Below are 24010 nucleotides of genomic sequence, written 5' to 3'. Positions count from 1 at the left end.
AACGGGAGGGGCGGCGTCCGGTCGTGCGCCACGGGATGGCGCACGAGGTCACCCGGCCGGGGACGTTCCGGAGGCCCCGTTCCGGGGCATGATCGCGGTCATGCAGCTTCCCAGGCCCCGGGGCCCGCTCAGCGCCGGACTGTGCACCGACCTCGCCGCCGGCGACTCGATCTCCCCCGGCACGGTCGCCGCGGCCGAGGCGCTCCTCGCCGCCACCACCGACCCGCTGACCGACGACGACCTGCAGCTGAGCCTGGCGATCTGCTACGAGCTGCACTACCGGGGCTTCGACGGCGTCGCGGACAGCTGGGAGTGGGACCCCGAGCTGCTGCGGCTGCGCGCCCTGCTGGAGCAGCGGCACACCGCCGCGCTCCGGGCCCTGGTCGGCGACGTCGAGGCCACCGACGCCCCGGTCGACCAGCAGCTGGCCGCCCTCATCGCCGCCGACGACGGCCCGTCGCTGTCCCGCCACCTGGCCCGGAACGGCACGCTCGAGCAGTGGCGGGAGTACCTGGCGCTGCGGTCGGTCTACCACCTCAAGGAGGGCGACCCGCACACCTGGGCGATCCCGCGGCTGGGCGGCCGGGCCAAGGCCGCGATGGTCGAGATCCAGGCCGACGAGTACGGCGGCGGCTCCCCCGAGCGCATGCACAGCCAGCTGTTCGCCGGGATGATGCGCGACCTGGGGCTGGACACCGGCTACGGCGCGCTGTGGGACGACGCACCGGCGGTCGCCTTCACCTCGGTCAACACGATGTCGCTGTTCGGTCTGCACCGGTCGCTGCGCGGCGCCTGCCTCGGGCACCTGGCCGCGGTCGAGATGACCTCCTCCGAGCCCAGCCGCCGCTACTCCTCGGGGCTGCGCCGGCTCGGGTTCGGCGACACCACCACCGTCTTCTACGACGAGCACGTCGAGGCCGACGCCGTCCACGAGCAGATCGCCTCGGTGGACATGTGCGGGTCCCTGGTCGCCGAGAGCCCGGCGCTGCTGTCCGACGTCCTGTTCGGCGCGGCCTGCTCGCTGGCCCTCGACGGGCTGACCGCCGTCCACCTGCTCGGCGCCTGGGAGGCCGGCCGGTCCGGCCTCCGCACCGCGGACGAGGAGCCGGTCGCCGCCTGACGAGGAGCCCCCGTGCCGCACCGGTCCGCGAGGACGCGGCAGCGCGCACGGGAGCACCCGGTCAGCGGAGCCCGAACACCGACAGCGTGCCGTCGTCCTCGTTGCGGGTCAGGAAGAGCCCGCGCGACTCGATGGCCAGCAGCCCCTCCGGGGCGTCCCCGGTGGGCAGCACCTGCAGCAGCCGCGGTGCGGTGTCCCGCGCCAGGTCGTAGACGAGCACGGCGTCACCTCGCTCGGAGCCGATGAACGCGTAGTCGGTGCCGTGCACGCGGGCGACCTCGGCCCCCTCGAACTCCGCACCCTTGTCGTCGCTGCGCCCGTCGGGGTAGCGCCCCGCCGCCGCCAGCGCCTGCTCGGCGGACCCACCGCTGGTCCAGCGGACCTCGCCGGCGGTGCTGAAGACGGTCCAGCCCCGGCCACCGCTCGGCTCGGCGGCCAGGTCGCCCTCGTCGGCGGTGAGCAGGTCGCCGGAGGCGGTCCACTGCACGGCGTCCGGCTCGCGCGGCGCGGTCAGCTCGTCGTCGAAGGTCACCGTGCCGTCGTCGGCGGTGTCCGCGTCGGACCGGGTGACGGTCCCCGCCGAGAAGGAGCCGACCACGCGCTGCTCCCGGAGGTCGACCAGCGCGACGGCGTTGTTCTCCTGGAGCGTCACGGCCGCGACGTCCCGCCGGTCCACGTCGACGAACTCCGGTTCCGGGTCCGCTGCGTACGCGGCTCCGGGGAGCCCGGTGAGCTCCACCCGGTCGGCCGTCCAGTCCGCCACCGCACCGCGCAGGTCCAGGACCGACAGGAACCCGGCGGGCAGCTGCGGCAGCCCGCCCTCGACCCCACCGACGAGCAGCTCGTCCCGCTGGTCCTCCACGGCCACGGCGGCGTACCGACCGCTGGGGCCGATGTCGACGGAGTCGGGCTGGCCGCCCAGGTCGATGGTCCGGACGACGGTCCGCCGGGCCAGGTCGACCACCGCCAGGTGCCCCGAGGGCCTGGTCAGGTCGGTCGTGCTGTCGACGGCGACCAGTGCGTAGCGGCCGCTGGGCGTGACCGCCACGGACGTCGGCGAGCCGCCGACGTCCACGGTGCCCACCTGGCGCGGCGCGGACGGGGTGGCGAGGTCGACCAGGCCGACGCGGCCGAGCTGGGAGTCGGTGTAGACCACGGTCCGACCGTCCGGCGTGGCGGAGAGGATCTCGGCGACCTCACCGTCGACCGCGACGGTGGCCAGCGGCTGGAAGGTCCGCGACGGCGCGGCCGAGGCCGGTCCGGCGGCGGCGACCAGGGCGAGCGCGCCCAGGGACAGGACGGCGGTGACGGGGCGGAGCGGACGACGGGGCACGGGTCACCTCGGGGGTCGGGGACGGGGTCCCCGACACCCTCCGACCGCCGGGCCAGCAGCAGGTGGCCGGGCGGCCAACGCGGCATGACCTGCGGCGGGCGGGTGGGGTCAGCCCGGGCGCCGCGCAGGCGCCTCGTCGAAGAGCTGGGCGGCGGGCCGGGGGCGGGAGGGGGCACTGCCGGCGTGGAAGCCGGCGCGCTTGTGGGTCCCGTCGCAGAACGGCTTGATGCCGGACTTCCCGCACCGGCAGAGCGCGACCGTCTTCCGGCCGGGGTCGATCTCCTGGCCCTCGGTGTCGACCAGCCGGAAGTCACCGCGGACGATCAGCGGGCCGTCCCGGTAGGGCGTGATGGTGGCGGTCGGCTCGTCGGCCGGCGGCAGTTCACGCGCCACCGCGTCGGTCACGTCGTCGGCGGGGAGGTCCGGGGTCACGTTCCCATCCTCCCCCGCCGCGGCCGGTCAGCTCCGGCGGGCCGCCTGCACCGCGGCCGCGGTGGCGGTCTCGCGGTCGGCGGTGAGCCCGGTGACGACGCCGTCGACGTCGGCGGCCGGGCGGTTCTGCGACAGCTTCCACTTGGCCTCGACCCGGCTGATCCGCACCTCGACGCCGACGATGGCCCGCAGCTGCCCGGCGACGAACCGGGCCGGCGCGTCGGTGACCGCCCACGGCTCGGCCCGGCCCGCCTCGTGCGCCGCGGTGAGCCGGGTGACGTGGTCGGCCAGCCAGTCGGCGTCCTCGTGCAGCACCAGCTCGCCGTGCACGTGCGCCAGCACGTAGTCCCAGGTCGGCACCACCCGGCCGTGCTCGGCCTTGCTGGCGTACCAGGACGGCGACACGTAGGCGTCCGGCCCGCGGACGATGACCAGCACCTCCCCCACGGTGTCCCGCCACTGGGTGTTCGTGCGCGCGAGGTGCCCGGTCAGGGCGTTCGCCTGCGGGTCGTGCAGCATCGGCAGCGTGGTGGCGGTGAGCCCTGCCGGCGTGCTGCTGACCAGGTCGACGGCTCCCGGCGCGGCCAGCAGCTGGGCCAGGGCGTCGTCGGGGGCGGCGAAGTGCGCGGGGACGTACACGGGTCAGTCCTCCTCGGTCCGGCCGTAGAACACCCGCTCGACGACCGTGCGGGCGTGCCGGGTGATCCGCCGGTAGTCGTCGAGGAACTGGCCGGGGTCGGTGTCCGGGCCGTAGCCGCAGGCCCGGGCGACGCCGTTCAGCTCGAGGCCCTGCCGGGGCAGCTGGTCACCGGGGCGGCCGCGGACCAGGAAGACGGCGTTGCGCGCCCGGCTGGCCAGCTCCCAGGCCGACCGCAGCGCGGTGACCTGCTCGCCGTCGAGCAGCCCGGCGGTCCCGAGCGCCTCCAGCGCCTCGATCGTGGGGGTGACCTGCAGGTCCGGGTGCCCGGCGGCGTGCTGCAGCTGCAGCAGCTGGACGGTCCACTCGACGTCGGCCAGCCCCCCGCGGCCGAGCTTGGTGTGGGTGGCCGGGTCGGCACCGCGCGGCAGCCGCTCGCTGTCGACCCGCGCCTTGATCCGGCGGATCTCGGCGACCTGGTCGGTGGTCAGCCCGGCAGCCGGGTAGCGGAGCGGGTCGACCAGGGCGAGGAAGTCCCGGCCCAGCTGCTCGTCCCCGGCCACCGGCTCGGCGCGCAGCAGCGCCTGCACCTCCCAGGTGGAGACCCAGCGCTGGTAGTACTCGGCGAAGGCCGACAGACTGCGGGACAGCGCGCCCTGCCGACCCTCCGGGCGCAGGTCGGCGTCGACCTCGAAGGCCGGGTCCGGGGCCGGCTCGCCGAGCAGCCGGCGCAGCGTGTGGGCGACGGCGTTGGCCACCGGCGCCGCGCGGGACTCGTCGGCGCCCGCCCGCGCCCGGTGCACGAAGAGCACGTCGGCGTCCGAGCCGTAGCCCATCTCGGCCCCGCCCAGCCGGCCCATCCCGATCACCGCCAGGTCGACCGGGACGTCGGCCGCGGCCACCCCCGCGTCGGCGGCCCAGCTGCGCACCGCGGCGTCCAGCCCGGCCCGCAGGGTGGCCACCGCGACGTCGTGCAGCGCCCGGCCGACCTGGCGGACGTCGAGCCGGCCGAGCAGGTCGGCGCAGGCGATCCGCAGCAGCTCCTGGCGGCGCAGCGAGCGGAGCACCTGGACGCCGGCCGGGGCGTCCCCGGCGCGGGCCACCGCCTGCCGCCAGGCCGAGGTCAGCGCGTCCACGCCCCGCGGCTCGAGCTGCGCGTCGTCGGCCAGGATGCGCATCGCCTCGGGCGTGCGGGTCAGCAACCCGGCGACGTACTGGCTGGAGCCCAGCAGCACGGCCAGCCGCTCGGCGGCCTGCCCCTCGTCGCGCAGCAGCCGCAGGAACCACTGGTCCTTGCCGAGGGCCTCGCTGACCCGGCGGTAGGCCAGCAGCCCGGCGTCCGGGTCGGCGCACCCGGCGAAGGTCTGCAGCAGCACCGGCAGCAGGTAGCGCTGCATCGACGCCGAGCGGCTCAGCCCGCCGGTGAGTGCGGTCATGTGCCGCAGCGCGCCGTCCGGGTCGGCGAACCCTAGCGCCCGCAGCCACTGCCCGGCCGCCTTGGGCCCCAGCGCCAGCTGCTCGCCGGGGACCTTGGCCACAGAGGACAGCAGCGGCCGGTAGAAGAGCTTCTCGTGCAGCCGGCGTACCACCCGGGTGTGCAGGGCCAGCTCGGCGCGCAGCACGGCGACCGAGTCACCGCGGTCGTCGGGCTTGTAGCCCAGCGACCGGGCCAGCCAACGCAGCTGGTCCTCGGCGACCGGCAGCAGGTGGGTGCGCCGCAGCCGCAGCAGCTGCAGCCGGTGCTCCACGGTGCGCAGGAAGCGGTAGGAGGCGACCAGCGTCGCGGCGTCGTCCCGGCTGATGTAGCCACCGGCCCCCAGGGCGATCAGCGCCGGGATGGTGCCGCCGGCCCGCAGCGAGACGTCGGCGCGGCCGTGCACGAGCTGCAGCAGCTGGACGCTGAACTCGACGTCCCGCAGCCCGCCGCGGCCCAGCTTCAGCTCCCGGTCGACCTGGGCGGCGGGGATGTTGGCCTCCACCCGCCGGCGCATGGCCTGGACCTCGCCGACGAAGCCGGTCCGGTCGCCGGCCTTCCACACCATCGGCCACAGCGCGTCGACGTACTCCCGGCCCAGGGCCGGGTCCCCGGCCACCGGGCGCATCTTGAGCAGCGCCTGGAACTCCCAGGTGCTCGCCCACTTCTCGTAGTAGGCGCGCATCCCGGACAGGCTGCGCACCAGCACGCCGGCCTTGCCCTCGGGGCGCAGCGCGGCGTCGACCTCCCAGGCGGCCTGCCCGCAGATCCGCATCAGCGAGCCGGCGACCCGGGTGGCGCTGGCCAGCGCGGCCGCGTCGTCGTCCCCCGCGTCCACCGGCTCGGCGACGAAGACGACGTCGACGTCGCTGACGTAGTTGAGCTCCCGGCCGCCGGTCTTGCCCAGCGCGACGACCGCCAGCCGGCAGGCCGCGGCGTCGGCGGGCTGCTCGGCGACGGCGAGCGCCAGGCCCGCGGTCAGCACCGCGCCGGCGATGTCGGCCAGCTCGGCGGCCACCTCGTCGGCGGGCAGCCCGTCACCGAGGTCGCGGCCGGCCACCGACAGCACCGCCCGCAGGTAGGCGTGCTTGAGCTCGCGGACCCGCGCCGGGTCGGGGTCCGGTGCGGCGGTGCCCAGCCGCACGCCCCAGGGCGGGTCGTCGGGGTCCGCGCCGACGGCGAAGAGCATCTGCTGCTCCAGCTCGTGCGGGCTGGGCCGGCCCGCGCCGCGCTCGTCGGTGTCCAGCACCACCCAGTCGGCGGGGTGGGCGGCCAGGTGGTCGGCGAGGCCGGCGGACGCCCCGAGGACGGCGAGCAGCCGGGAGCGCAGCGCGCCCGAGCCGCGCAGCCGGGCCAGCAGGCCGGCGGCCAGCTCGCGGGCGGGGTCGGTGGCGTCCAGCGCCTCGACCAGCCGGGCCAGCGAGCGGAGCGCGAGGTCCGGGTCGCCGGTGCGGGCCAGCGCGGACACCACCGGCCCGGCCTCGGGGTCGGCCGGCTCGTTGCGCTCGAGGTCCCAGAGACCGAGCGTGGGGTCGGCCAGCAGCCGGGCGGCCCGGGCGCCGTCCTCGAAGCCGAAGCGGACCAGCCGGACGACGGCCCGGCGCGGGACCTCGTCGTCGGTGGCCGGGCCGGGCGCAATCGCCATCGGGCGCCGCGGGTCGCGTCGCTCCGCCGGCCGGCCCGGCCCGCACCAGCTCGGCGAACCGGCCGGCGAACGGAGCCCAGACCTCGGCCAGGTCGGGCTGGACGGCAGCCGCCCGGGCGCAGATGGTGTCGACGTCCAGGCCGCTGGCGGCCACCCCGACGGCGTCGGACTCGGCCCACTGCCGGATCAGCGGCTCGTCGGGCTCGATGTGGAACTGCAGCCCGTAGACGTGCTCGCCGACCCGGTAGGCCTGGTTCTGGTAGCGCGGGTTGCTGGCCAGCAGCGTCGCGCCGGGCGGGAGCCGGTCGATCTCGTCGTGGTGCCACTCGAGCACGTCGGGCGAGAGCGGCAGCGGGCCGAACAGCGGGTCGGCGTCCGCGGCGTCCCGCTTGGCCACCAGGGTGGCGCCGACCTCCGGGCCGTCCGCGCCGACCCGGGTGCCGCCGCCGGCGACCTGGGCCAGCAGCTGGGCGCCCAGGCAGACCGCCAGCGTCGGGACGTCGGCGGCCACCGCCTGGGCCAGCAGGTGCCGCACCCCGACCAGCTCCGGGGCGACGTCCTCGGGGTCGGTCGAGGACTGCGGACCGCCCAGCACGAGCAGCCCGTCGACACCGGTCAGGTCCGCCGGCAGCGGCTCACCGCTGGACACCCGCCGCTCGTCGAGCTCCAGCCCGGCGTCGGTCAGCCACTCGCCGAGACGGGTGGGCGGGTCGGTGTCGGACGGGACGACGACGAGCAGACGGGCCACGCGAACCACCCTATCCGCGCGCCGGCCCCTGGCTTTCGGTACCGAGAGCCAGGGGGCTACAGGCCCGGGAGGTAGCGCTTGAGCTCGAACGGGGTCACGTTCTGCCGGTAGGAGTTGAACTCCTCCCACTTGTTGCGCAGGAAGAAGTCGAACACGTGCTCGCCGAGGGTCTCGGCGACCAGCTCGCTGCCCTGCATCGCGGTCAGCGCCTCGCCCAGCGACACCGGCAGGTCCTGGTAGCCGGCGGCCCGCCGCTCGGTGTCGGTGAGCGACCAGACGTCGTCCTCGGCCTCCGGCGGGAGCTCGTAGCCCTTCTCGATGCCGCGCAGCCCAGCGGAGAGCAGCACCGCGAAGGTGAGGTAGGGGTTGCACGCCGAGTCCGGCGAGCGGACCTCGACCCGCGCGGAGTTGCCCTTGTTCGGCTTGTACGAGGGCAGCCGGACCAGCGCCGAGCGGTTGGCCCGGCCCCAGGTCGCCGCGGTCGGCGCCTCCGTGCCGGCCAGCAGCCGCCGGTAGGAGTTGACGGTCTGGTTGGTGACCGCGGTGACCTCGCGGGCGTGGGTGAGCAGGCCGGCGATGAACTGCTTGCCGGTCGTGGACAGCCGCATCGGGTCCGCGGGGTCGTGGAAGGCGTTGCGGTCGCCCTCGAACAGCGACAGGTGGGTGTGCATCGCCGAGCCGGCCAGCTCGGTGAACGGCTTGGGCATGAACGTGGCGTGCACGCCCTGGGCGAGCGCGACCTCCCGGACGACGTGCCGCAGCGTCATGATGTTGTCCGCCATCGACAGGGCGTCGGCGTAGCGCAGGTCGATCTCCTGCTGGCCGGGCGCGACCTCGTGGTGGCTGAACTCCACCGAGATGCCCATCGCCTCGAGCGCGAAGACCGCCTCCCGGCGGAAGTCGTGGGCCACGTTGTGCGTGGACAGGTCGAAGTAGCCCCCGGTGTCCGCCGGCTCGGGCGGGCTGCCGTCGCTGGGCAGGTCCTTGAGCAGGAAGAACTCGATCTCGGGGTGGGTGTAGAAGGTGAAGCCCATGTCGGCGGCCTTGGCCAGCGCGCGGCGCAGCACGTGCCGCGGGTCGGCCCAGGCCGGCGAGCCGTCGGGCAGCGTGATGTCGCAGAACATCCGCGCGGTGTCGCTGGCCTGCCCGCGCGAGGCCGGCATGACCTGGAAGGTGCCGGGGTCGGGCTTGGCGAGCATGTCGGACTCGTAGACGCGGGCGAAGCCCTCGATCGCCGAGCCGTCGAAGCCGATGCCCTCCGCGAAGGCGGCCTCGATCTCGGCCGGGGCCACCGCGACGGCCTTCAGGTAGCCCGAGACGTCGGTGAACCACAGCCGCACGAAGCGGATGTCGCGCTCCTCCAGGGTGCGCAGGACGAACTCCTGCTGGCGGTCCATGCTGGCCATCGTCGTCTCCGGGCGTGTCGGCGGTGTTACGCCCCCCACCCTGCCTGGTGCAGGTGGACGGCAGGTGGATCGGGGGCGTGTCGCCGACGTCGTGCACTCCCCTGCCCCTGGCAGACGACCGCCGCTCGACACCCTGCTGGGGACCTATGATGTGCGAGCCATCACGAGGGCGGCGCAACGGGCGCTACCTGCCCGTCCGGCTGTCCGCCCCGCTGGCGGAGGGCGAGATGGACGTCGTGCTGGTGGTCCTCGCGGTCGTGGTCCTGGCGCTGCTCGCGCTCGTCGGCGCGAGCGTCCGGGTGATCAGCCAGTTCGAGCGGGGCATCGTCCTGCGGTTCGGCAGGGTCCGGGGCGAACCCCGTGGGCCGGGCCTGACGCTGATCGCCCCGGTCGCCGACCGGCTGCACAAGGTGAGCATGCAGATCGTCACCATGCCGGTCCCCGCCCAGGAGGGCATCACCCGGGACAACGTCACGGTCAAGGTGGACGCCGTCGTGTACTTCCGGGTGTTCGACCCGATGCGGGTGGTCGTCGACGTGCAGAACTACGAGGCCGCGATCGCGCAGGTGGCCCAGGCCTCGCTGCGGTCGATCATCGGCAAGAGCGACCTCGACGACCTGCTCTCCAACCGCGAGCGGCTCAACCAGGGGCTGGAGCTCATGATCGACAACCCGGCCCTCGACTGGGGCGTGCACATCGACCGGGTGGACATCAAGGACGTCGCCCTGCCCGAGTCGATGAAGCGGTCGATGTCCCGGCAGGCCGAGGCCGAGCGGGAGAGGCGCTCGCGGGTGATCACCGCGGAGGGCGAGCTGCAGGCGTCGGAGAAGCTGGCGCAGGCCGCCGCGGTGATGACGGCGCAGCCGGCCGCCCTGCAGCTGCGCCTGCTGCAGACGGTGGTCGAGGTGGCCGCGGAGAAGAACTCGACGCTGGTGCTGCCCTTCCCGGTCGAGCTCCTCCGCTTCCTCGAGCGGTCCACTCCGGCGGAGGCCCCGGCACACCGTGCCGGGAGCGTCCCGCAGCCGGGTACCGGCTTCCTGGACGCGCAGGCCGGCACGACGGTGGCCACCGGACGCTGACCCTCTCGGACGCCGTCCCGGCCGTGCCCGTCAGGCGCGGGGACGGGCCGCCGGTGCCGGGTCAGGCGGCGGGGGTGGCCAGCGCGGACCCTGCCTGCCAGTCGGCCCAGCTGGCGTTCCAGTCGCCGAAGCCGTCCCACACCTGCAGCGCCGGGCCGGCGCCGGCGACCTCGACCACGTCGCCGCGGCCGAAGTTCTCGTAGAACCAGCCGGCGTCGGCGGTGGAGACGTTCAGGCAGCCGTGCGAGACGTTGCGCCGGCCCTGGTCGCGGACCGACCAGGGCGCCGCGTGCACGAAGATGCCCGAGTTGGACAGCCGGGAGGCGTACTCGACGTCGGTGCGGTAGCCGCCCGGGGCGTCGATCTGGACGCCGTAGGTGGACGAGTCCATCGTGTAGTGCCGCGACTGCCCCATCACCACGTAGGTGCCGGTGGGGGTCTGGTTGGCCCGGTTGCCCAGCGACGTGGGCATCGTCCGCACCAGCTGGTCGTCGACGTAGAGCCGCAGCTGCAGCTCCGCGGCGTCGACCACGGCGACCTTCTCCGGCCCGACGTCGAACTCGACGTGCTCGCTCTGCTGGCCGTGCACGCCGTCGCCGACGTCCAGGCCGTAGACGTCGACGTCCACCGCGACGTGGGTGTGCGCCGGCCAGTACTGCTCGGGCCGGTAGTGCACGGTCCGGTCCGACAGCCACGACCACGAGCCGGTGACCGCCGGCGTGCTGGTGACCCGCAACTGCCGCTCGACGGCCGCCCGGTCGGTCACGTCCTCGTCGAAGGTCACCGAGATCGGCTGGCCGACCCCCACCGAGCCGCCCTCGGGGTACACCGTGGGCAGGGTGAGCGTGCGCGGGCGCACGGTGCTGATCGTGCCGGTCGCCTGCGCGGGCGTGCCGGCGCCGACGGCGGAGGCCGTGACGGTGTAGCTGGTGTCGTAGCCGAGGTCGGCCGCGGCGGTCCACGTCGTGCCGTCGGCGTCGAGGCCGCCGGGCAGGACGACGCCGTCCTCGTCGGTGACCGTGACCGCGGTGAGCTCCCCGTGGCCGGCGTTGACGCGCAGCGGGGTCACCGGGTCGACGTCCACGGCGCCCAGCGGCGGGTCGGTGCTGATCACCACCGGCTCGGCCGGGGCCGGCGCCGGCTGCGCGCTCGTCGTCCCCGCCGGTGCGGCCTGCACGGGGTCGGCCGCAGCGGCGCGGCAGCCGGGCAGGGCGAGCACCAGCAGCGCCGTGAGGACGGCGGTGGCGCGGGATCCGGACAAGACGCTCCCCGGGAGCTGAGGCGGACGACATCGACCGTATCGGCAGGTCCGGCGCCCGCTGTGACGGTCGCCACCGTCCCGCCGGGTGCCCTGGATGGCCGCGCCGAGCGACGGACGACCAGACTGGAGGGGTGACTGCACCGGTACAGCTGCGCGTCGCGCTCGCCCAGGTCGACACCCGGGTCGGCGACCTGGCAGGCAACGCGGACCTCGTCGTCGAGTGGACCCGGAGGGCCGCCGGGGAGGACGCCTCCCTCGTCGTCTTCCCGGAGATGACGCTCACCGGCTACCCGGCCGAGGACCTCGTGCTGCGGGAGTCCTTCGCCCGGGCCAGCGAGGTCGCGCTGGTCGACCTCGCGGCGCGGCTGGCCGCCGAGGGTCTCGGGGAGACCGCGGTGGTCGTCGGCTACCTCGCGCACACCGAGGGCAGCGGGCCGGCCCCGGTGGACCGCGCGCCCACCGACGCCGACGACACCCCCGGCGACGCCAACCCGCGCCGGGGCGCACCGCGCAACGCCGCCGCGCTGCTGCACGGCGGCGAGGTGGTGGCCCGCTACTACAAGCGCCACCTGCCCAACTACGGCGTCTTCGACGAGGCCCGCTACTTCGTGCCCGGCACCGAGCTGCCGATCGTCCGGCTGCACGGCGTCGACATTGCGCTGACCATCTGCGAGGACCTGTGGGTCGAGGGCGGCCCGTGCGGGTGCGCCGGCGAGGCCGGGGTGGACCTGGTCGTCTCCCCCAACGCCTCCCCCTACGAGCGCGCCAAGGACGACAGCCGGCTCCCGCTGGTGCGCCGCCGGGCGGCCGAGGCGCACGCGCCGGTCGTCTACTGCAACCAGGTGGGCGGCCAGGACGAGCTGGTCTTCGACGGCGACTCGCTCGTGGTCGGCGCCGACGGGGAGCTGCTGGCCCGGGCACCGCAGTTCGTGGAGCACCTGCTCACCGTCGACCTGGCGCTGGACGTCGCCGCGGTCACCGACCGGCGGGAGGGCCGGATCGGCCCGATGACCGTGACCCGCCACCTGGTCTCCGACGCCCCGGTCGCGCCGTTCGAGCCCCGGCCGGGCACCGTCGCCGAGCCGCTGAGCGACCTCGAGGAGGTCTGGCGGGCGCTGGTGCTGGGCCTGCGGGACTTCATCGACAAGAACGGCATGCCCTCGGTCGTGCTCGGCATGTCCGGCGGCATCGACTCCGCGCTGGTGGCCGCGCTCGCCGTCGACGCGCTCGGCCCGGACCGGGTGGTCGGCGTCGGGCTGCCGTCGCGGTGGTCCAGCGAGCACTCGCTGTCCGACGCGGCGGACTCCGCGCAGCGGCTGGGCATGCACTACTCCGTCGTCCCGATCGCGCCGATGGTCGAGGCGTACGAGAAGTCGGTGGAGCTGTCCGGGGTGGCCGCCGAGAACCTGCAGGCCCGGGTGCGCGGCACGCTGCTGATGGGGCTGTCCAACCAGCACGGGCACCTGCTGCTGGCCACCAGCAACAAGAGCGAGGTCGCGGTCGGCTACTCGACCCTCTACGGCGACGCGGCCGGCGGGTTCGCCCCGATCAAGGACGTGCTCAAGACGCTGGTCTGGGACCTGGCCCGCTGGCGCAACGGGTACGCCCGCGACCGCGGCGAGGTGGAGCCGATCCCGCAGAACTCGATCGACAAGCCGCCGTCGGCGGAGCTGGCGCCCGGGCAGCAGGACAGCGACTCGCTGCCCTGCTACGAGGAGCTGGACGCGGTCATCACCGACTACGTCGACCGCGACCTCGGGATGGCCGAGCTGCTCGAGCGCGGTCACGACCCGGAGGTCGTGGCCCGGGTGCTCCGGCTGGTCGACATCGCCGAGTTCAAGCGCCGCCAGTCCGCGCCCGGCACCAAGATCTCGCTGAAGGCGTTCGGCCGGGACCGGCGGCTGCCGGTCACCAACCGCTGGCGGGAGAGCCTGCCCAGCGTCCGCGAAGGAGCAGCGCAGTGACCGAGTCGGTGCTCTACGGCGGGAGTTCCACCGCCCGGGTGCGGGTGCACCACCTGCAGCAGGCCAAGGAGCGCGGCGAGCGGTGGGCGATGCTCACCGCCTACGACACCTACGCCGCAGCCGTGTTCGAGGAGGCCGGCATCCCGGTGATGCTGGTGGGCGACTCGGCCGGCAACGTCGTCCTCGGCCACACCTCGACGGTGCCGGTGACGGTCGAGGACATGCTGCTGCTGACCAAGGCGGTCACCCGGTCGACCTCGCGGTCGCTGATCGTCGCCGACCTGCCCTTCGGCAGCTACGAGTCCGGCCCGCAGCAGGCCTTCGACACCGCGGTGCGGATGATGAAGGAGGGCGGCGCGCAGGCGGTCAAGCTCGAGGGCGGGGTGCGGGTCGCGCCGCAGATCGAGCTGCTCGTGTCCTCCGGCATCCCGGTGATGGCGCACATCGGCTTCACCCCGCAGAGCGAGCACGCGCTGGGCGGGTTCCGGGTGCAGGGCCGCGGGGCCGGCGCCGAGCAGCTGCTGGCCGACGCCCACGCCGCCCAGGACGCCGGCGCCTTCGCCGTGGTGCTGGAGATGGTGCCCGCCGGGATCGCCGGTCAGGTGACGAAGGAGCTGGCCATCCCGACGATCGGCATCGGCGCCGGCGCCGACTGCGACGCCCAGGTGCTGGTCTGGCCGGACATGGCCGGGCTCAACGGCGGCCGGGTGCCGAAGTTCGTGAAGAAGTACGCCGACCTCCGAGGCGAGCTGCTGCGCGCGGCCCAGGAGTACGCCACCGAGGTCCGCGACGGCTCATTCCCAGGCAGAGAACACAGCTTCGACTGAGCACGTCGCGACCGTGAGGTCGCTGTCCGTACCCGGTGCGGCGGCCGGAGGCTGCCCGCCGGGAACGGACGAAGCGGCTCAGCGCTGGTCGGGACGGCTCCTGGCCGCGGGGCGGCGCGTCAGGGTCGCCATGTCACACGTCGGTGATGCGGATGCCGGCGTGGGCCTTGTAGCGGCGGTTGACCGAGACGAGGTTGATGGTGAGCGCCTCGACCTGCCGCGCGTTGCGCAGCCGCCCGGCGTAGACCCCGCGCATGCCCGGCAGGCGCCCGGCCAGCGCCTGCACCAGGTCGGTGGCCTCGCGGGTGTCGCCGACGACCATGACGTCGCCGTCCAGGGTCGGCTGGGAGAGGTCCTCCAGCGTCACCGCGGACAGGTGGTGGAACCCGCCGACGACGGAGCTGTCCGGCAGCAGCACGGCCGCCTGCTGGCAGACGCTGCCCTCGGGGACGTCGAGCACGTAGGCCCCCAGCTCGTCCCAGCCCATCGGCACCACGCAGTCGACGACGACCTTGCCGGCCAGCGGCGTGGCCAGCTCGGCCAGGGTCTCGGCGTGCCCGGCGTAGGGGACGGCGATGATCACCACGTCGGCCGCGCCGGCGACGTCGACGTTGGACCCGCCGCGCACCGACACCTCGACCCCACCCGCGGCCGCCGCGGCCCGGCCGGCCACCTCCTGGGCGACCTCCTCCGCGCGCTGAGCGTCCCGGGAACCGAGCAGGACCCGCTGGCCGGCCGCGGCCAGCCGGACCGCCAGCCCGCGGCCCTGCGGTCCGGTGCCCCCGAGCACGCCGACGACGAGGTCCTCCACCGCACGTCCGTCCGTCACGAGCCCTCCCGTCCCCGCGGGCGGCCCGGCCGGTCGCCCCTGCCGAGGATCATGCCCCGGCGGGCCCGGTGCGGCTGACCCGGTCGGTTCAGCGGTCGCCCTCGTTCCAGGCGCGGTCCTCGGCGTCGGCCTGCTCGTTGCGCTCGGCGACCTTGTCCAGCGCGTGCTCGGCCTCCGACCGGGTGGCGAAGGGGCCGAGCCGGTGGCGCTCGGCGCAGCCGTCCCTGGTCTCGACGGTGTGGTGCTTCAGACAGAAGAAGAAGGGGCCCTCGTCCAACGTCGTCTCCTCTCGGGAACTGCTCCGGCCTGCAGCCTCCCACCCCGCTCCGGGTGGGTGCCCGGCCGCCCGGGCCGGGAACGATCCGGACGAGTTCCGGAAACAAGAGTGCTCGATGGGGTTCTGCACAGGGTGCGCGTAGGGCATCCTGCTGCCATGTCGGGGGACACACGGCTGAGACCACGGCTGGGAACGCGGCACCGGAGAACCGTCCGCGACGTCCTCGACGTGCGCCGGGACGGGGCCCCGGAACTCCCGGACGTCGGCTCGGAGAACCGGCTGGCCGCCTTCTGCCTGGCCGGACTGCTGGGCGTCGGGGCGGTGCTGGGGTTGCTGAACCTCGTCATCGACGGGGCCGTGCGTGCCGGGCCCACCCGGCCGGTGTACGTGGCCGCCATGGTCCTGCTGCTGACCCTGGGGCTGGTCGTCCTGGTGCGTCGGCGGGTCACCGCAGCCGCCACGGCAGCCATCGTCGTCACCGGTGACCTCGTCTACGTCGTCCTGGCCGAGTCGGTCACGGACCCGTTGCGCTACGCCTCACCGCTGATGCTGCTGCTGTGCTGCGTCGCGGCCGCCTGGTTCCTCGGACCGAGGATGCTCGCCCTGCACATGGTCCTGGTGGTGGGCGCCTGCGGGGCCGCCCTGAGCCGGAGCTTCCCCGACACCGCGGGCCTGGTCCTGCAGGTGACGGTCGCCGCCGCCGTCCTGGACCTGATGACCCTGGTCGTCTTCCTGCTCCGCCGCCGGGTGCAGCGGCTGCTGGTGCACACCGTGGCGCTGTCCTCCACCGACCCGCTCACCGGGCTGGCGAACCGCCGCTCCCTGGTCGAGTCCGCGCCGCGGATCTGGAAGCAGGCTCGACGCGACGGCCAGCGGGTGGCCGCGCTGGTGCTCGACCTGGACCACTTCAAGCGGCTCAACGACGCCTTCGGCCACGCCGCGGGTGACGACGTGCTCCGCTGCGTCTCGGCCGCGTTGTCGGCGACCGTCCGCCCGGCCGACGTGCTGGCCCGCACCGGCGGCGAGGAGCTGGTCGTGCTGGGGCTGGTCGCCGACCACAGCGAGGCGCGGCACCTGGCCGAGCGGTTGCGGTCGGCCGTGGCGGCCAGCGGCTCGGAGGAGCACCGCCGGGTCACCGTCTCCATCGGGGTGGCGCTCACCCGCCCCGGCGACGGCGAGGACCCCGCGGACGGCCTGTGGCGGCTCATCGACCGGGCCGACGCGGCGATGTACCAGGCGAAGCAGGACGGCCGGGACCAGGTGGCGCTGGCGACCGCGGCCGTCGTCCCGGCGCCGCGGGTCCCCGGCGAGCCCGCGCCGCGGGCGGCCAGCGGGCGGCCCTGACCGCTCGGCGGTGCGCCGGTCGTCCGGGTCTGGTCTCCTACCCGCATGCCCGCTCCCGTCGACCGGACCCTCCCGGATCCCACCCGCACCGTGCCCCTGCCCCTGCGTGCGCAGGCCGACGTCCGGGACCGCTGGCTGACCCAGCGCCTGCTCGACGTGCTGCCCGGGCTGATGGACCGCGCCGGCATCGACCTGTGGATCGTGCTGGGCCGCGAGTACAACGAGGACCCGGTGCTGGCCACGATGCTGCCGGCGACCTGGCTGTCGGCCCGGCGGCGCACCGTCCTGCTCTTCCACCGCAGCGACGACGGCGTCACCGCCGCGGCCGTCTCCCGCTACCCGGTCGGCCAGTTCCTCCCCGCCTGGGAGCCCGACGAGACGCCCGGGACGACCGCCGAGCAGTCGCAGTGGGCCGCGTTGCGCCGGTTCGTCGACCAGGCCGCGCCGCGCACCATCGGGGTCGACTCCTCCCCGGTGTTCGCGCACGCCGACGGTCTGTCGCACACCGAGCACGGGCTGCTGGTGCAGGCGCTGGGCCCGCACGCGGACAAGCTGGTGTCGGCCGAGCAGCTCGCCGTCGGCTGGCTGGAGACCCGGCTGCCCGAGGAGATCGCGGCGATGCACGCGATGAACCGCCTCGTGCACCAGGTGATCGACGAGGCCTACTCCCCCGCGGTCATCACCGTCGGGGAGACCACCGCCCTGGACGTCGCCTGGTGGATCCGGCAGCGGTTCGCCGACCTCGGCGTCGACGGCTGGTTCCAGCCGACCGTCGACCTGCAGCGCGCCGGGTCCCTGCTGGCCGACGAGCGCGGCACCCCCGTGCCGAGCGTCCCGTTCGACGCGGTCATCGAGCCCGGCGACCTGGTCCACTGCGACGTCGGGCTGTCGACCCTGGGCCTGATGACCGACACCCAGCGCAACGGGTACGTGCTGCGCCCGGGGGAGACTGGGGCCCCGGCCGGCCTGGTGGCCGCGATGGCCGCCGGCAACCGGATGCAGGACCTCACCACCGCCGCCCTGCAGCCGGGGTGCACCGGGGACGAGGTGCTGGCCGCCGCCCGGGCCGCGGCCGCGGCCGAGGGCCTGGACGGCGACATCTACTCCCACCCGGTGGGCGTGCACGGCCACGGCGCCGGGCCGGCGATCGGCATGTGGGACCAGCAGGACGGCGTGCCGGGCGCGGGCTCGGCGCCGGTGCGCACCGACACGGTGTGGGCGCTGGAGCTGTGCGTGCGGGTGCCGGTGCCCGAGTGGGGCGGTCAGCTGGTGCGGATGGGGCTCGAGCAGGGCATCGCACTCACCGGGCGCGGTGTGGAGTACCTCGACCAGCGGCAGACCGGGTTCATCCTGATCCCGTCGTCCTGAGCGGCTGCGCGCCGAGCTCGTCGCGGTCGGCGAGCTCGGCGCGCAGCCGGCGCACCTCGTCGGCCAGCTCGCGCACCTCGACCAGCAGGGCGGCGTCGTCCGCGTCGTCCTGCGCCTGGGCGGCCTCGGCGACCCGGCCGACGAACCAGGACGCGACGGCGGCGGTGACGACGCCGAGCAGGGCGATGCCGCTGACCATGAGCAGCACCGCGACCAGCCGGCCGTCGCCGGTGACCGGGTACTCGTCGCCGTAGCCGACGGTGGTGATGGTCGTCAGCGCCCACCAGACGGCGTCGCCGTAGCTGGTGATCGAGGCGCCCGGCGCGCCGCGCTCGGCGTCGTAGACGGCCAGCGAGGCCATGAAGACGACGAGGGACGCGGTCAGCGTGACGTAGGCGGCGACCCGGCCGTGCAGGCTGGTGGTCAGCCGCCGGTCGAGCACCCGGGCGACCCGGACCAGGCTGAGGACCCGCAGCGGGCGCAGCAGCGGCAGCAGCACGGCCAGGCCGTCGACCCAGTTCTGCCGCACGAACCGCCACCGGTGGTCGGCCAGCGCCAGGCGCAGCACGTAGTCGCCCAGGAACACCGGCCAGGCCACCACGGTGACCACCCGCAGGGTGACCAGCAGCGGGTGCGGCAGGTCGGGGCGCAGCACGCCCCAGGCGTAGGACGCCACGAACAGCAGTGCCAGCAGGACCAGCGGCCACTGGCTGAGCTCCTCGTACCGTCGGCGCAGGGCGTCCTTGCTCACCGCGTCAGTCTGGCCGGGTCACGTCCGGCGGGCCGCAGCGGTCTCCTTGTCGTTGGCCTTCCGGACGGCCTCGACGAGCTCGTCCTTGGTCATCGACGAGCGGCCGTGCACGTCCAGCCGCCGGGCGAGGTCCATCAGGTGCTCCTTGGTGGCGTTCGCGTCCACCCCGCCGTACGTCTCGCGGTCGGTGTCGGCGCCGCCCTCGGCCTGCGGGTCGCTCGGGCCCTTGTGGTCCTTCGGCTCCCAGTGGTCGCCGACCTTCTCGTGGGTGTGCTTGACCGCCGCCCACGCCACCTGGTTGGCCCGCTGCTCGTCGCCGTAGGACTCGGCTGCCGAGTCGTGCGCCTTCGCGAACGTGCGCTGCGCCTTCTCGTCGGAGCGCTGCAGGGTGCTCGGGATCTCGTCGGTCCGCGCGTCGCCGCTCTTCGTCGTCTTGGGCACGGGAACTCCTCCGCTCAGGGCAGGTCGGCGGTCTCCGCCGACTGCCGGTGGGCCCCCTGCGCGTCGTCGGGGTCGGCGTGCACGGTGCGCTCCTCGGACTCGGCGAGGATCACCGCGGCCTGCACCTTGGGGTCGAGCCCGCCGTTCGTGGGGGCGGAATCGCCCTCCACGGCCTGCTCCTCGGGGAGCAGGTGTGCGCGGGTCTCGACGTTCTCCTCGCTGACGTTGGCGATCGCCTCGGGGGACGGGTCCTTCATGCTGGGCATGCCCTGCCCTTACCCCGCTCCCCCGAGACGACTCACGCTCAAAAGCGCTGCTGCTCGGTGCCCAGGCCGAGGGCCTGGGCGACCTCCTGCACGTTGGTGAACTCGGTGCCGGCCGGCAGCCGGCGCAGCTGGGCGAGCACGGCGTCGGAGGCGTTGCCCTCCTGGGCCTTACCGACCAGCGTCTCCCGGTCGGCCGGCCACACCTCCTTGCCCAGGGCCTCGGCGAGGGCGGCGCGGCGCTCGACGTCCGCCGGGTCGGTGCCCGGGGAGGTGGCGGGCTGGTGGGGGTCGGTCATGGGTGGTGCTCCGTTCTGTCAGGCGGCCGGGTGGGGCCCGCCGGTGGTCAGCTGGGGGTGGAGTCGTCGGTGTAGCGGAGGACGGCGGCGACCGGTATGTCGCCGGGCATCGCCGACCGGGGCACGACGACGACGCCGGCGTTGCTGCCGACGGCGGCCCGCAGCAGGGCGCGCTCGACCGGTACCCGGGCCGCGTCGGTGACCCCGAGCGCCGCCATGTCCTCGGTGCTCACGCCGATCTCGAGCGGGGAGGTGCCGACGAGCAGCTGCTCGTCGTCCTGCTCCTCGGCCAGCACCAGCGTCTCGACCTGCGCCTTGCGCAGCGCCTCCACGACCAGCGCCGTGCCGGTGACCGCCAGGCCGTGCGCCGAGGCGGCGCTGACCTGCTCGACCACCTGCGCCTGCTCGGCGGCGTCGTTCTCGGCGACGAGCTCCTCGACCCGCTGGTCGATGACCGACCGGTCGGCGCCCTCGGCCCGGCCGCCCTCGTCCATGTCGACCAGCACGGCCTTGATCCTCGGCGTGGCCCGGTCGGCGACGATCTGCCGCGCCCGGACGTCACCGGCGAGCAGCACGAACCGGGCGCCGGAGAACTGCACCAGGGCGTCGACCTCGTCGATCACCTGCTGCATGTTGTGGATCCACACGTTCTCGGCCGTGTGCTGGTAGCGGTGGTGCGCCCAGCCACCGACCTGCACCTTCCGCATCAGGTGCCGCTCGCCCTCGACGGACTTCTGCTCGGCGGGCAGGCCCGGTGCGATCGCGACGGTGATGTCCGCGCCCACCCGGTCGGCGACGATGACGACGTGCGGGATGCGGCCGGGCAGCGCGCGGAGCACGCTCACCAGGTCCGGCATCGGCGACCACTCGGCGGTCTCGGTCCGCGGTGCGTCGGCCAGCGGCGCGTCGAACAGCACCGTCCCGTCGGGCCCCGCGACGACGGCCCGGCCGCGGTAGGTGCCGGCCTCACCGCCCTCGTTGCCCTCGAGCAGCCGGCCGCGCACCGCCGCCACGACGGGCTCGGGCGCGCCCTGCTCGGCGAGCCGGTCGGCGAGGGCACGGACCCGCAGGTCGAGCTCGGTGTCGGCGTTCTCGGTGATGTGCGTGACGTCGGCACACACGGTGGCGAACGGGCCGGGGTGGTCGGTCACAGACCCCAGGAAGGTCACGTCCATGGGACGGGGGGCTCCTTCGGTGCGTGCGGCAGGGGCCGGTGCTGGGCCCCGCGTGGTTCCTCGGTCCGGCTACCCACCGACCCCCGGCTCACACCCGGTGTGTCAGCGCCGACCGACCGGGTAGGCGGACCCGGACCTGTTCCCACGACCGAGGAGGAGCCGGGATGTCCGAGCGCACCGATCTCCCGCTGCCCGACTACGACCACCTGCCCGTGGGGAGCCTGACCTCACGCATCCGCACGCTGGACGCCGACGGTCTCCAGACGGTGCTGGCCTACGAGAAGTCCCACGCCAACCGGGTGCAGGTGGTCTCCGCGATGACCCACCGGCTCGACGACCTGAAGGCCGGCGCCCAGCCCTCGGGCGGCGACCCGGCGGCTGCCCAGCCCGAGCACGCCCCGGCTGCGGCCGGCGGTCCGGAGGTCTCCGAGGCGACGTCCGGTCCGCCGGTGAACCCGCCCTCGCACGGCGACCCGACCAACCCGGCCCAGCCGCGCTCCGGCAGCTGAGCCCCCGGGATCAGCCGCGGTCCGGCGTCCCCACCTCCGGGGACGCCGGGCCGCCGAGCAGCCGCACCACGATCCGCCGGTCGCCCGGCCACGCCTCGAGCAGCACCTCTCGGGGCACCCGCCGCGCGGCGTAGCGCAGCGCCAGCGCGACGACGACGACGTCGTCCAGCGGCCCGATCACCGGGAGGAACTCCGGGATCAGGTCGATCGGCGAGAGCACCCACAGCCCGGCGACGACCAGCACCACCCGCACCCCGCGGGGCACCGCCGGGTGCCGGCGCAACCGGCGCACCGTGGTGACGCAGGCGGGCAGGAACCTGGCCAGCTCCTTGGCGGTGCCCTCCGGGAGCCGGCGGGCGAGCACCACGAGCAGCACCCAGCTGAGCACCAGGGCGGCCGCGCCGACACCCAGCGCGGTCAGCCAGCGGGTGAGGTCCACCCACCCATCGTCGCAGCCGGCCGGCCCGCGCCCCAAAGGGTGAATGGCGCACAACCGACTACACCGGCCGTCACCGACGGCCGATGAAGCCCCATGCCAGAGACGCAGCGAGCGCTGCTGCTCCCCGGAGCCCCGGGGTGGGCGCTCGCCGTGCCCGCGGTCGCGCTCTGCGCCGCACCGAGCGGCCTGACGGCCTGGACGACCTCGGGCACGCCGCCCACGGGTGCCGGTCTCCTCCTCGTCGCGGCCGTCCAGCTCGCGCTCACCGCGGTGCTCTGCTGGCGGGTGCGCCGGGTGCGGCACGAGCGCGCGCTGTGGACCCGGCTGGCCGTGGCCGGCCTGATCGGCGCGGTGGCGGTGGCGGCCAGCGGCGTCCTCCTGCTGCTGCCGGTGCCCGCGGCCGTGGTGCCGCTGCCGGTGACGTGGGCACCGCTGCTCGCCTTCCCGTTCGCCTACGGCGGCCTGGTCCGCTGGAACCGCTACAGCACCAGCCTGGCCGACCCCAACGACGTGCTCAACGGCTCGGCCGCCGTGCTGGCCGTGGTCGCCCTGCTCAACGTGGTGGTCGACCGGAGCGGCTCCGAGCTGGCCGGGCTGCCCTGGTGGCGGCTGCAGCCGCTGCTCGCCCAGGACGCCACGCTGTTCGTCATCGCCGGCACCGCCTTCTCGATGGTGTTCCTCGGCGCGATGGGGCGCGACCCGCGCACCTGGCTCGTCGTCGGGGCGTTCACCGTCCAGCTGGCCGGCGCGGCGTCCACCACCCTCGCCGGCGGGGACCCGGTCGTCTGGGCCGGGGCGGCGGGAGCAGTGAGCGCCGCGTGCCTGGGCCTGGCCGCGGTGTGGTCACCCCCGCACTCCACGCCCCAGCCGGCCGACCCCACCGCGTCCACGGTCGGCGCCTTCGTCGTCATCATCGCCTCCACCTCGATCCTGGTGACCGGTGCGGTGAGCGACTCGGCCACCGGGCTGGCGACCTGGTGCGCGGCGGTCGCCGCCACCGGCTCCAGCGTGCGGCTGCTGGTCAACGTCCGGGAGCTGGCCCAGCTCGCGGTGAGCCGTCGCGAGGCGCTCACCGACGAGCTGACCGGCCTGGCCAACCGCCGCGCGGTGCTGCGCCGCGTGGAGGAGCTCTGCGACGACCACGAGCCCGTCGTGGTGGCCCTGCTCGACCTGGACAAGTTCAAGGAGGTCAACGACGGCCTCGGCCACTCCGCCGGCGACGACCTGCTGCGGCTGGTCGCCGCGCGGCTGGTGCCGGTGCTCGCCCCGGTCGACGTGCTGGGCCGGCTGGGCGGCGACGAGTTCGCCGTGGTCGCCCGGGTCCCCGCCGGCAGCTCCCCCGCCGACCACGCCGTCCGCCTCGGCTCGGCCGTCGGCCAGCAGCTCACCGAGCCGTTCCAGGTGGGCGGGTTGTCCCTGCACGTGTCGGTCAGCGTCGGGCTGACCCACGCGGACGGCGCGGCCGGCGGCGCCGGCGACGGCCAGGCGATGCGCGCGCTGCTGCTCCGCCAGGCCGACGCCGCGATGTACGACGCCAAGCGGTCAGGGACCCGGGTCGTCGTCTACGACGGCAGCCGGCACGTCGACAGCAGCGGCCACCTGGCCCTGGTCGAGGAGATGCGGCACGGCCTGGCGACCGGCCAGTTCGTGCTGCACCACCAGCCGCAGGTGGACATCGCGACCGGCCGGACGCTCGGCGTCGAGGCCCTGGTCCGCTGGGTCCACCCCAGCCGCGGCCTGCTCACCCCCGCCGACTTCCTGCTGCAGGCCGAGGTGCACGGCCTGATGGGGCTGCTCACCGACACGGTGCTCCGCCAGGCCGTCGCCCAGGCCGCCGCCTGGCGCGCGGCCGGGCTGGACCTGCGGGTGTCGGTGAACCTGTCGGCGAGCAACCTGCTCGACACCGAGCTGCCGCAGCGGGTCGCGGACCTGCTCCGCGCCGCCGGCGTCCCGCCGTCGGCCATCGTGCTGGAGGTGACCGAGAGCGTGCTGCTCAGCGACCCCGAGCGCAGCCTCGCCGTGGTCGCGGCGCTGGCCGCCCTGGGCACCACCGTCAGCATCGACGACTTCGGCACCGGCTACGCCTCGCTGACCTACCTGCGCGAGCTGCCCGTCGCCGAGCTGAAGCTGGACCGCTCCTTCACCGCGGACCTGCTCACCGACGCCCGGGCGGCGGCCATCATCGCCAGCACCATCGGCCTGGCCCACCAGCTGGGCCTGCGGGTGGTCGCCGAGGGCGTGGAGGACCGCGCCACGCTGCGCGACCTGCGGCAGCTCGGCTGCGACGAGAGCCAGGGCTACCTGCACTCCCGTCCGCTGCCGGCGGCCGAGCTGGAGGCCTGGCTGGCCACCCAGCGGGTCGACGCGCGGCCGGCCCTGCTCGGCTGAG

General features: G+C 75.0%; 22 protein-coding genes and 1 pseudogene. 8 read left to right on the top strand and 15 right to left on the bottom strand.

Annotated elements, in window-relative coordinates:
• Positions 1-100: 100 nt before the first annotated feature.
• Positions 101-1120 carry an iron-containing redox enzyme family protein gene (locus MODMU_RS09160; protein WP_014739941.1) on the top strand — a complete coding sequence of 340 codons (1020 nt, stop codon included), beginning with the start codon at positions 101-103 and terminating at the stop codon, positions 1118-1120.
• 61 nt (positions 1121-1181) lie between these two features.
• On the opposite strand, the gene MODMU_RS09155 is transcribed toward MODMU_RS09160, so the two are convergent.
• From MODMU_RS09155 to glnA, 6 genes and pseudogenes are all read right to left on the bottom strand, one after another.
• A complete protein-coding gene (locus MODMU_RS09155; RefSeq protein ID WP_014739940.1) occupies positions 1182-2453 on the bottom strand; it encodes a choice-of-anchor I domain-containing protein in 1272 nt (423 codons plus the stop codon).
• Positions 2454-2561: 108 nt separating this feature from the next.
• Positions 2562-2885 (bottom strand): CDGSH iron-sulfur domain-containing protein, encoded by a 324-nt coding sequence (locus MODMU_RS09150; protein WP_014739939.1) that lies wholly within the window; start codon positions 2883-2885, stop codon positions 2562-2564.
• Between the two features lie 27 nt (positions 2886-2912).
• Positions 2913-3524 carry an FMN-binding negative transcriptional regulator gene (locus MODMU_RS09145; protein ID WP_014739938.1) on the bottom strand — a complete coding sequence of 204 codons (612 nt, stop codon included), beginning with the start codon at positions 3522-3524 and terminating at the stop codon, positions 2913-2915.
• A gap of 3 nt (positions 3525-3527) precedes the next feature.
• Complete coding sequence (locus tag MODMU_RS09140; protein WP_014739937.1) at positions 3528-6641, bottom strand: bifunctional [glutamine synthetase] adenylyltransferase/[glutamine synthetase]-adenylyl-L-tyrosine phosphorylase; 3114 nt, start codon at positions 6639-6641, stop codon at positions 3528-3530.
• Between the two features lie 262 nt (positions 6642-6903).
• Positions 6904-7236, bottom strand: a pseudogene (locus MODMU_RS29415) (type 1 glutamine amidotransferase); the annotation flags it as partial.
• A gap of 209 nt (positions 7237-7445) precedes the next feature.
• Positions 7446-8795, bottom strand: a complete 1350-nt coding sequence (glnA, locus tag MODMU_RS09130) for a type I glutamate--ammonia ligase (protein WP_231851821.1) — start codon at positions 8793-8795, stop codon at positions 7446-7448.
• Between the two features lie 149 nt (positions 8796-8944).
• On the opposite strand from glnA, the gene MODMU_RS09125 reads away from it, so the two are divergent.
• Entirely contained in the window at positions 8945-9874 is a 930-nt protein-coding gene (locus MODMU_RS09125) for a slipin family protein (RefSeq protein WP_014739934.1), read from the top strand.
• 61 nt (positions 9875-9935) lie between these two features.
• Here the strand turns inward: MODMU_RS09125 and MODMU_RS09120 are convergent, their stop codons facing one another.
• A complete protein-coding gene (locus tag MODMU_RS09120; protein WP_014739933.1) occupies positions 9936-11135 on the bottom strand; it encodes a L,D-transpeptidase in 1200 nt (399 codons plus the stop codon).
• Positions 11136-11266: 131 nt separating this feature from the next.
• Between MODMU_RS09120 and MODMU_RS09115 the strand changes: the two genes are divergently transcribed.
• Positions 11267-13099 (top strand): NAD+ synthase, encoded by a 1833-nt coding sequence (locus MODMU_RS09115; RefSeq protein ID WP_014739932.1) that lies wholly within the window; start codon positions 11267-11269, stop codon positions 13097-13099.
• Positions 13096-13926: a 3-methyl-2-oxobutanoate hydroxymethyltransferase gene (gene panB / locus MODMU_RS09110; RefSeq protein ID WP_014739931.1), complete on the top strand. Its 831-nt coding sequence runs from the start codon at positions 13096-13098 to the stop codon at positions 13924-13926. The genes MODMU_RS09115 and panB overlap by 4 nt, the downstream gene beginning before the upstream one ends.
• 133 nt (positions 13927-14059) lie before the next feature.
• On the opposite strand, the gene npdG is transcribed toward panB, so the two are convergent.
• Positions 14060-14755, bottom strand: a complete 696-nt coding sequence (npdG, locus tag MODMU_RS09105) for an NADPH-dependent F420 reductase (protein WP_041795124.1) — start codon at positions 14753-14755, stop codon at positions 14060-14062.
• 88 nt (positions 14756-14843) lie between these two features.
• On the bottom strand, positions 14844-15032 hold the full coding sequence (locus MODMU_RS09100; protein WP_014739929.1) for a hypothetical protein: 189 nt from the start codon (positions 15030-15032) through the stop codon (positions 14844-14846).
• A 228-nt stretch (positions 15033-15260) separates the two neighbouring features.
• On the opposite strand from MODMU_RS09100, the gene MODMU_RS09095 reads away from it, so the two are divergent.
• Together MODMU_RS09095 and MODMU_RS09090 are read left to right on the top strand one after the other, a co-directional pair.
• Positions 15261-16376 carry a GGDEF domain-containing protein gene (locus MODMU_RS09095; RefSeq protein WP_014739928.1) on the top strand — a complete coding sequence of 372 codons (1116 nt, stop codon included), beginning with the start codon at positions 15261-15263 and terminating at the stop codon, positions 16374-16376.
• Between the two features lie 45 nt (positions 16377-16421).
• Complete coding sequence (locus MODMU_RS09090) at positions 16422-17744, top strand: M24 family metallopeptidase (protein ID WP_014739927.1); 1323 nt, start codon at positions 16422-16424, stop codon at positions 17742-17744.
• Here MODMU_RS09090 and MODMU_RS09085 read toward each other — a convergent pair.
• The 5 genes from MODMU_RS09085 to MODMU_RS09065 are packed head-to-tail and all read right to left on the bottom strand — an operon-like array spanning position 17722 to position 20673.
• A complete protein-coding gene (locus MODMU_RS09085; RefSeq protein WP_014739926.1) occupies positions 17722-18495 on the bottom strand; it encodes a potassium channel family protein in 774 nt (257 codons plus the stop codon). The genes MODMU_RS09090 and MODMU_RS09085 overlap by 23 nt on opposite strands.
• 18 nt (positions 18496-18513) lie before the next feature.
• Entirely contained in the window at positions 18514-18936 is a 423-nt protein-coding gene (locus MODMU_RS09080; protein WP_014739925.1) for a ChaB family protein, read from the bottom strand.
• Between the two features lie 14 nt (positions 18937-18950).
• Positions 18951-19202 (bottom strand): hypothetical protein, encoded by a 252-nt coding sequence (locus tag MODMU_RS09075; RefSeq protein WP_014739924.1) that lies wholly within the window; start codon positions 19200-19202, stop codon positions 18951-18953.
• A gap of 38 nt (positions 19203-19240) precedes the next feature.
• Complete coding sequence (locus MODMU_RS09070) at positions 19241-19498, bottom strand: DUF2795 domain-containing protein (RefSeq protein ID WP_014739923.1); 258 nt, start codon at positions 19496-19498, stop codon at positions 19241-19243.
• Between the two features lie 47 nt (positions 19499-19545).
• Complete coding sequence (locus MODMU_RS09065) at positions 19546-20673, bottom strand: baeRF2 domain-containing protein (protein WP_014739922.1); 1128 nt, start codon at positions 20671-20673, stop codon at positions 19546-19548.
• A gap of 164 nt (positions 20674-20837) precedes the next feature.
• Here MODMU_RS09065 and MODMU_RS09060 point away from each other — a divergent pair, with 164 nt between their 5' ends.
• Positions 20838-21182 (top strand): DUF8129 domain-containing protein, encoded by a 345-nt coding sequence (locus tag MODMU_RS09060; protein WP_014739921.1) that lies wholly within the window; start codon positions 20838-20840, stop codon positions 21180-21182.
• A gap of 10 nt (positions 21183-21192) precedes the next feature.
• On the opposite strand, the gene MODMU_RS09055 is transcribed toward MODMU_RS09060, so the two are convergent.
• Positions 21193-21621: a YkvA family protein gene (locus tag MODMU_RS09055; protein WP_014739920.1), complete on the bottom strand. Its 429-nt coding sequence runs from the start codon at positions 21619-21621 to the stop codon at positions 21193-21195.
• A gap of 93 nt (positions 21622-21714) precedes the next feature.
• Between MODMU_RS09055 and MODMU_RS26885 the strand changes: the two genes are divergently transcribed.
• Complete coding sequence (locus MODMU_RS26885; RefSeq protein ID WP_014739919.1) at positions 21715-24009, top strand: putative bifunctional diguanylate cyclase/phosphodiesterase; 2295 nt, start codon at positions 21715-21717, stop codon at positions 24007-24009.
• Position 24010 lies beyond the last annotated feature (1 nt).

Origin of the sequence: Modestobacter italicus (genome assembly GCF_000306785.1) — a bacterium.
Taxonomy (GTDB): domain Bacteria; phylum Actinomycetota; class Actinomycetes; order Mycobacteriales; family Geodermatophilaceae; genus Modestobacter; species Modestobacter italicus.
The sequence above is the reverse complement of the archived record's forward strand: the minus strand, read 5'-3'. Positions and strand labels throughout refer to the sequence as shown.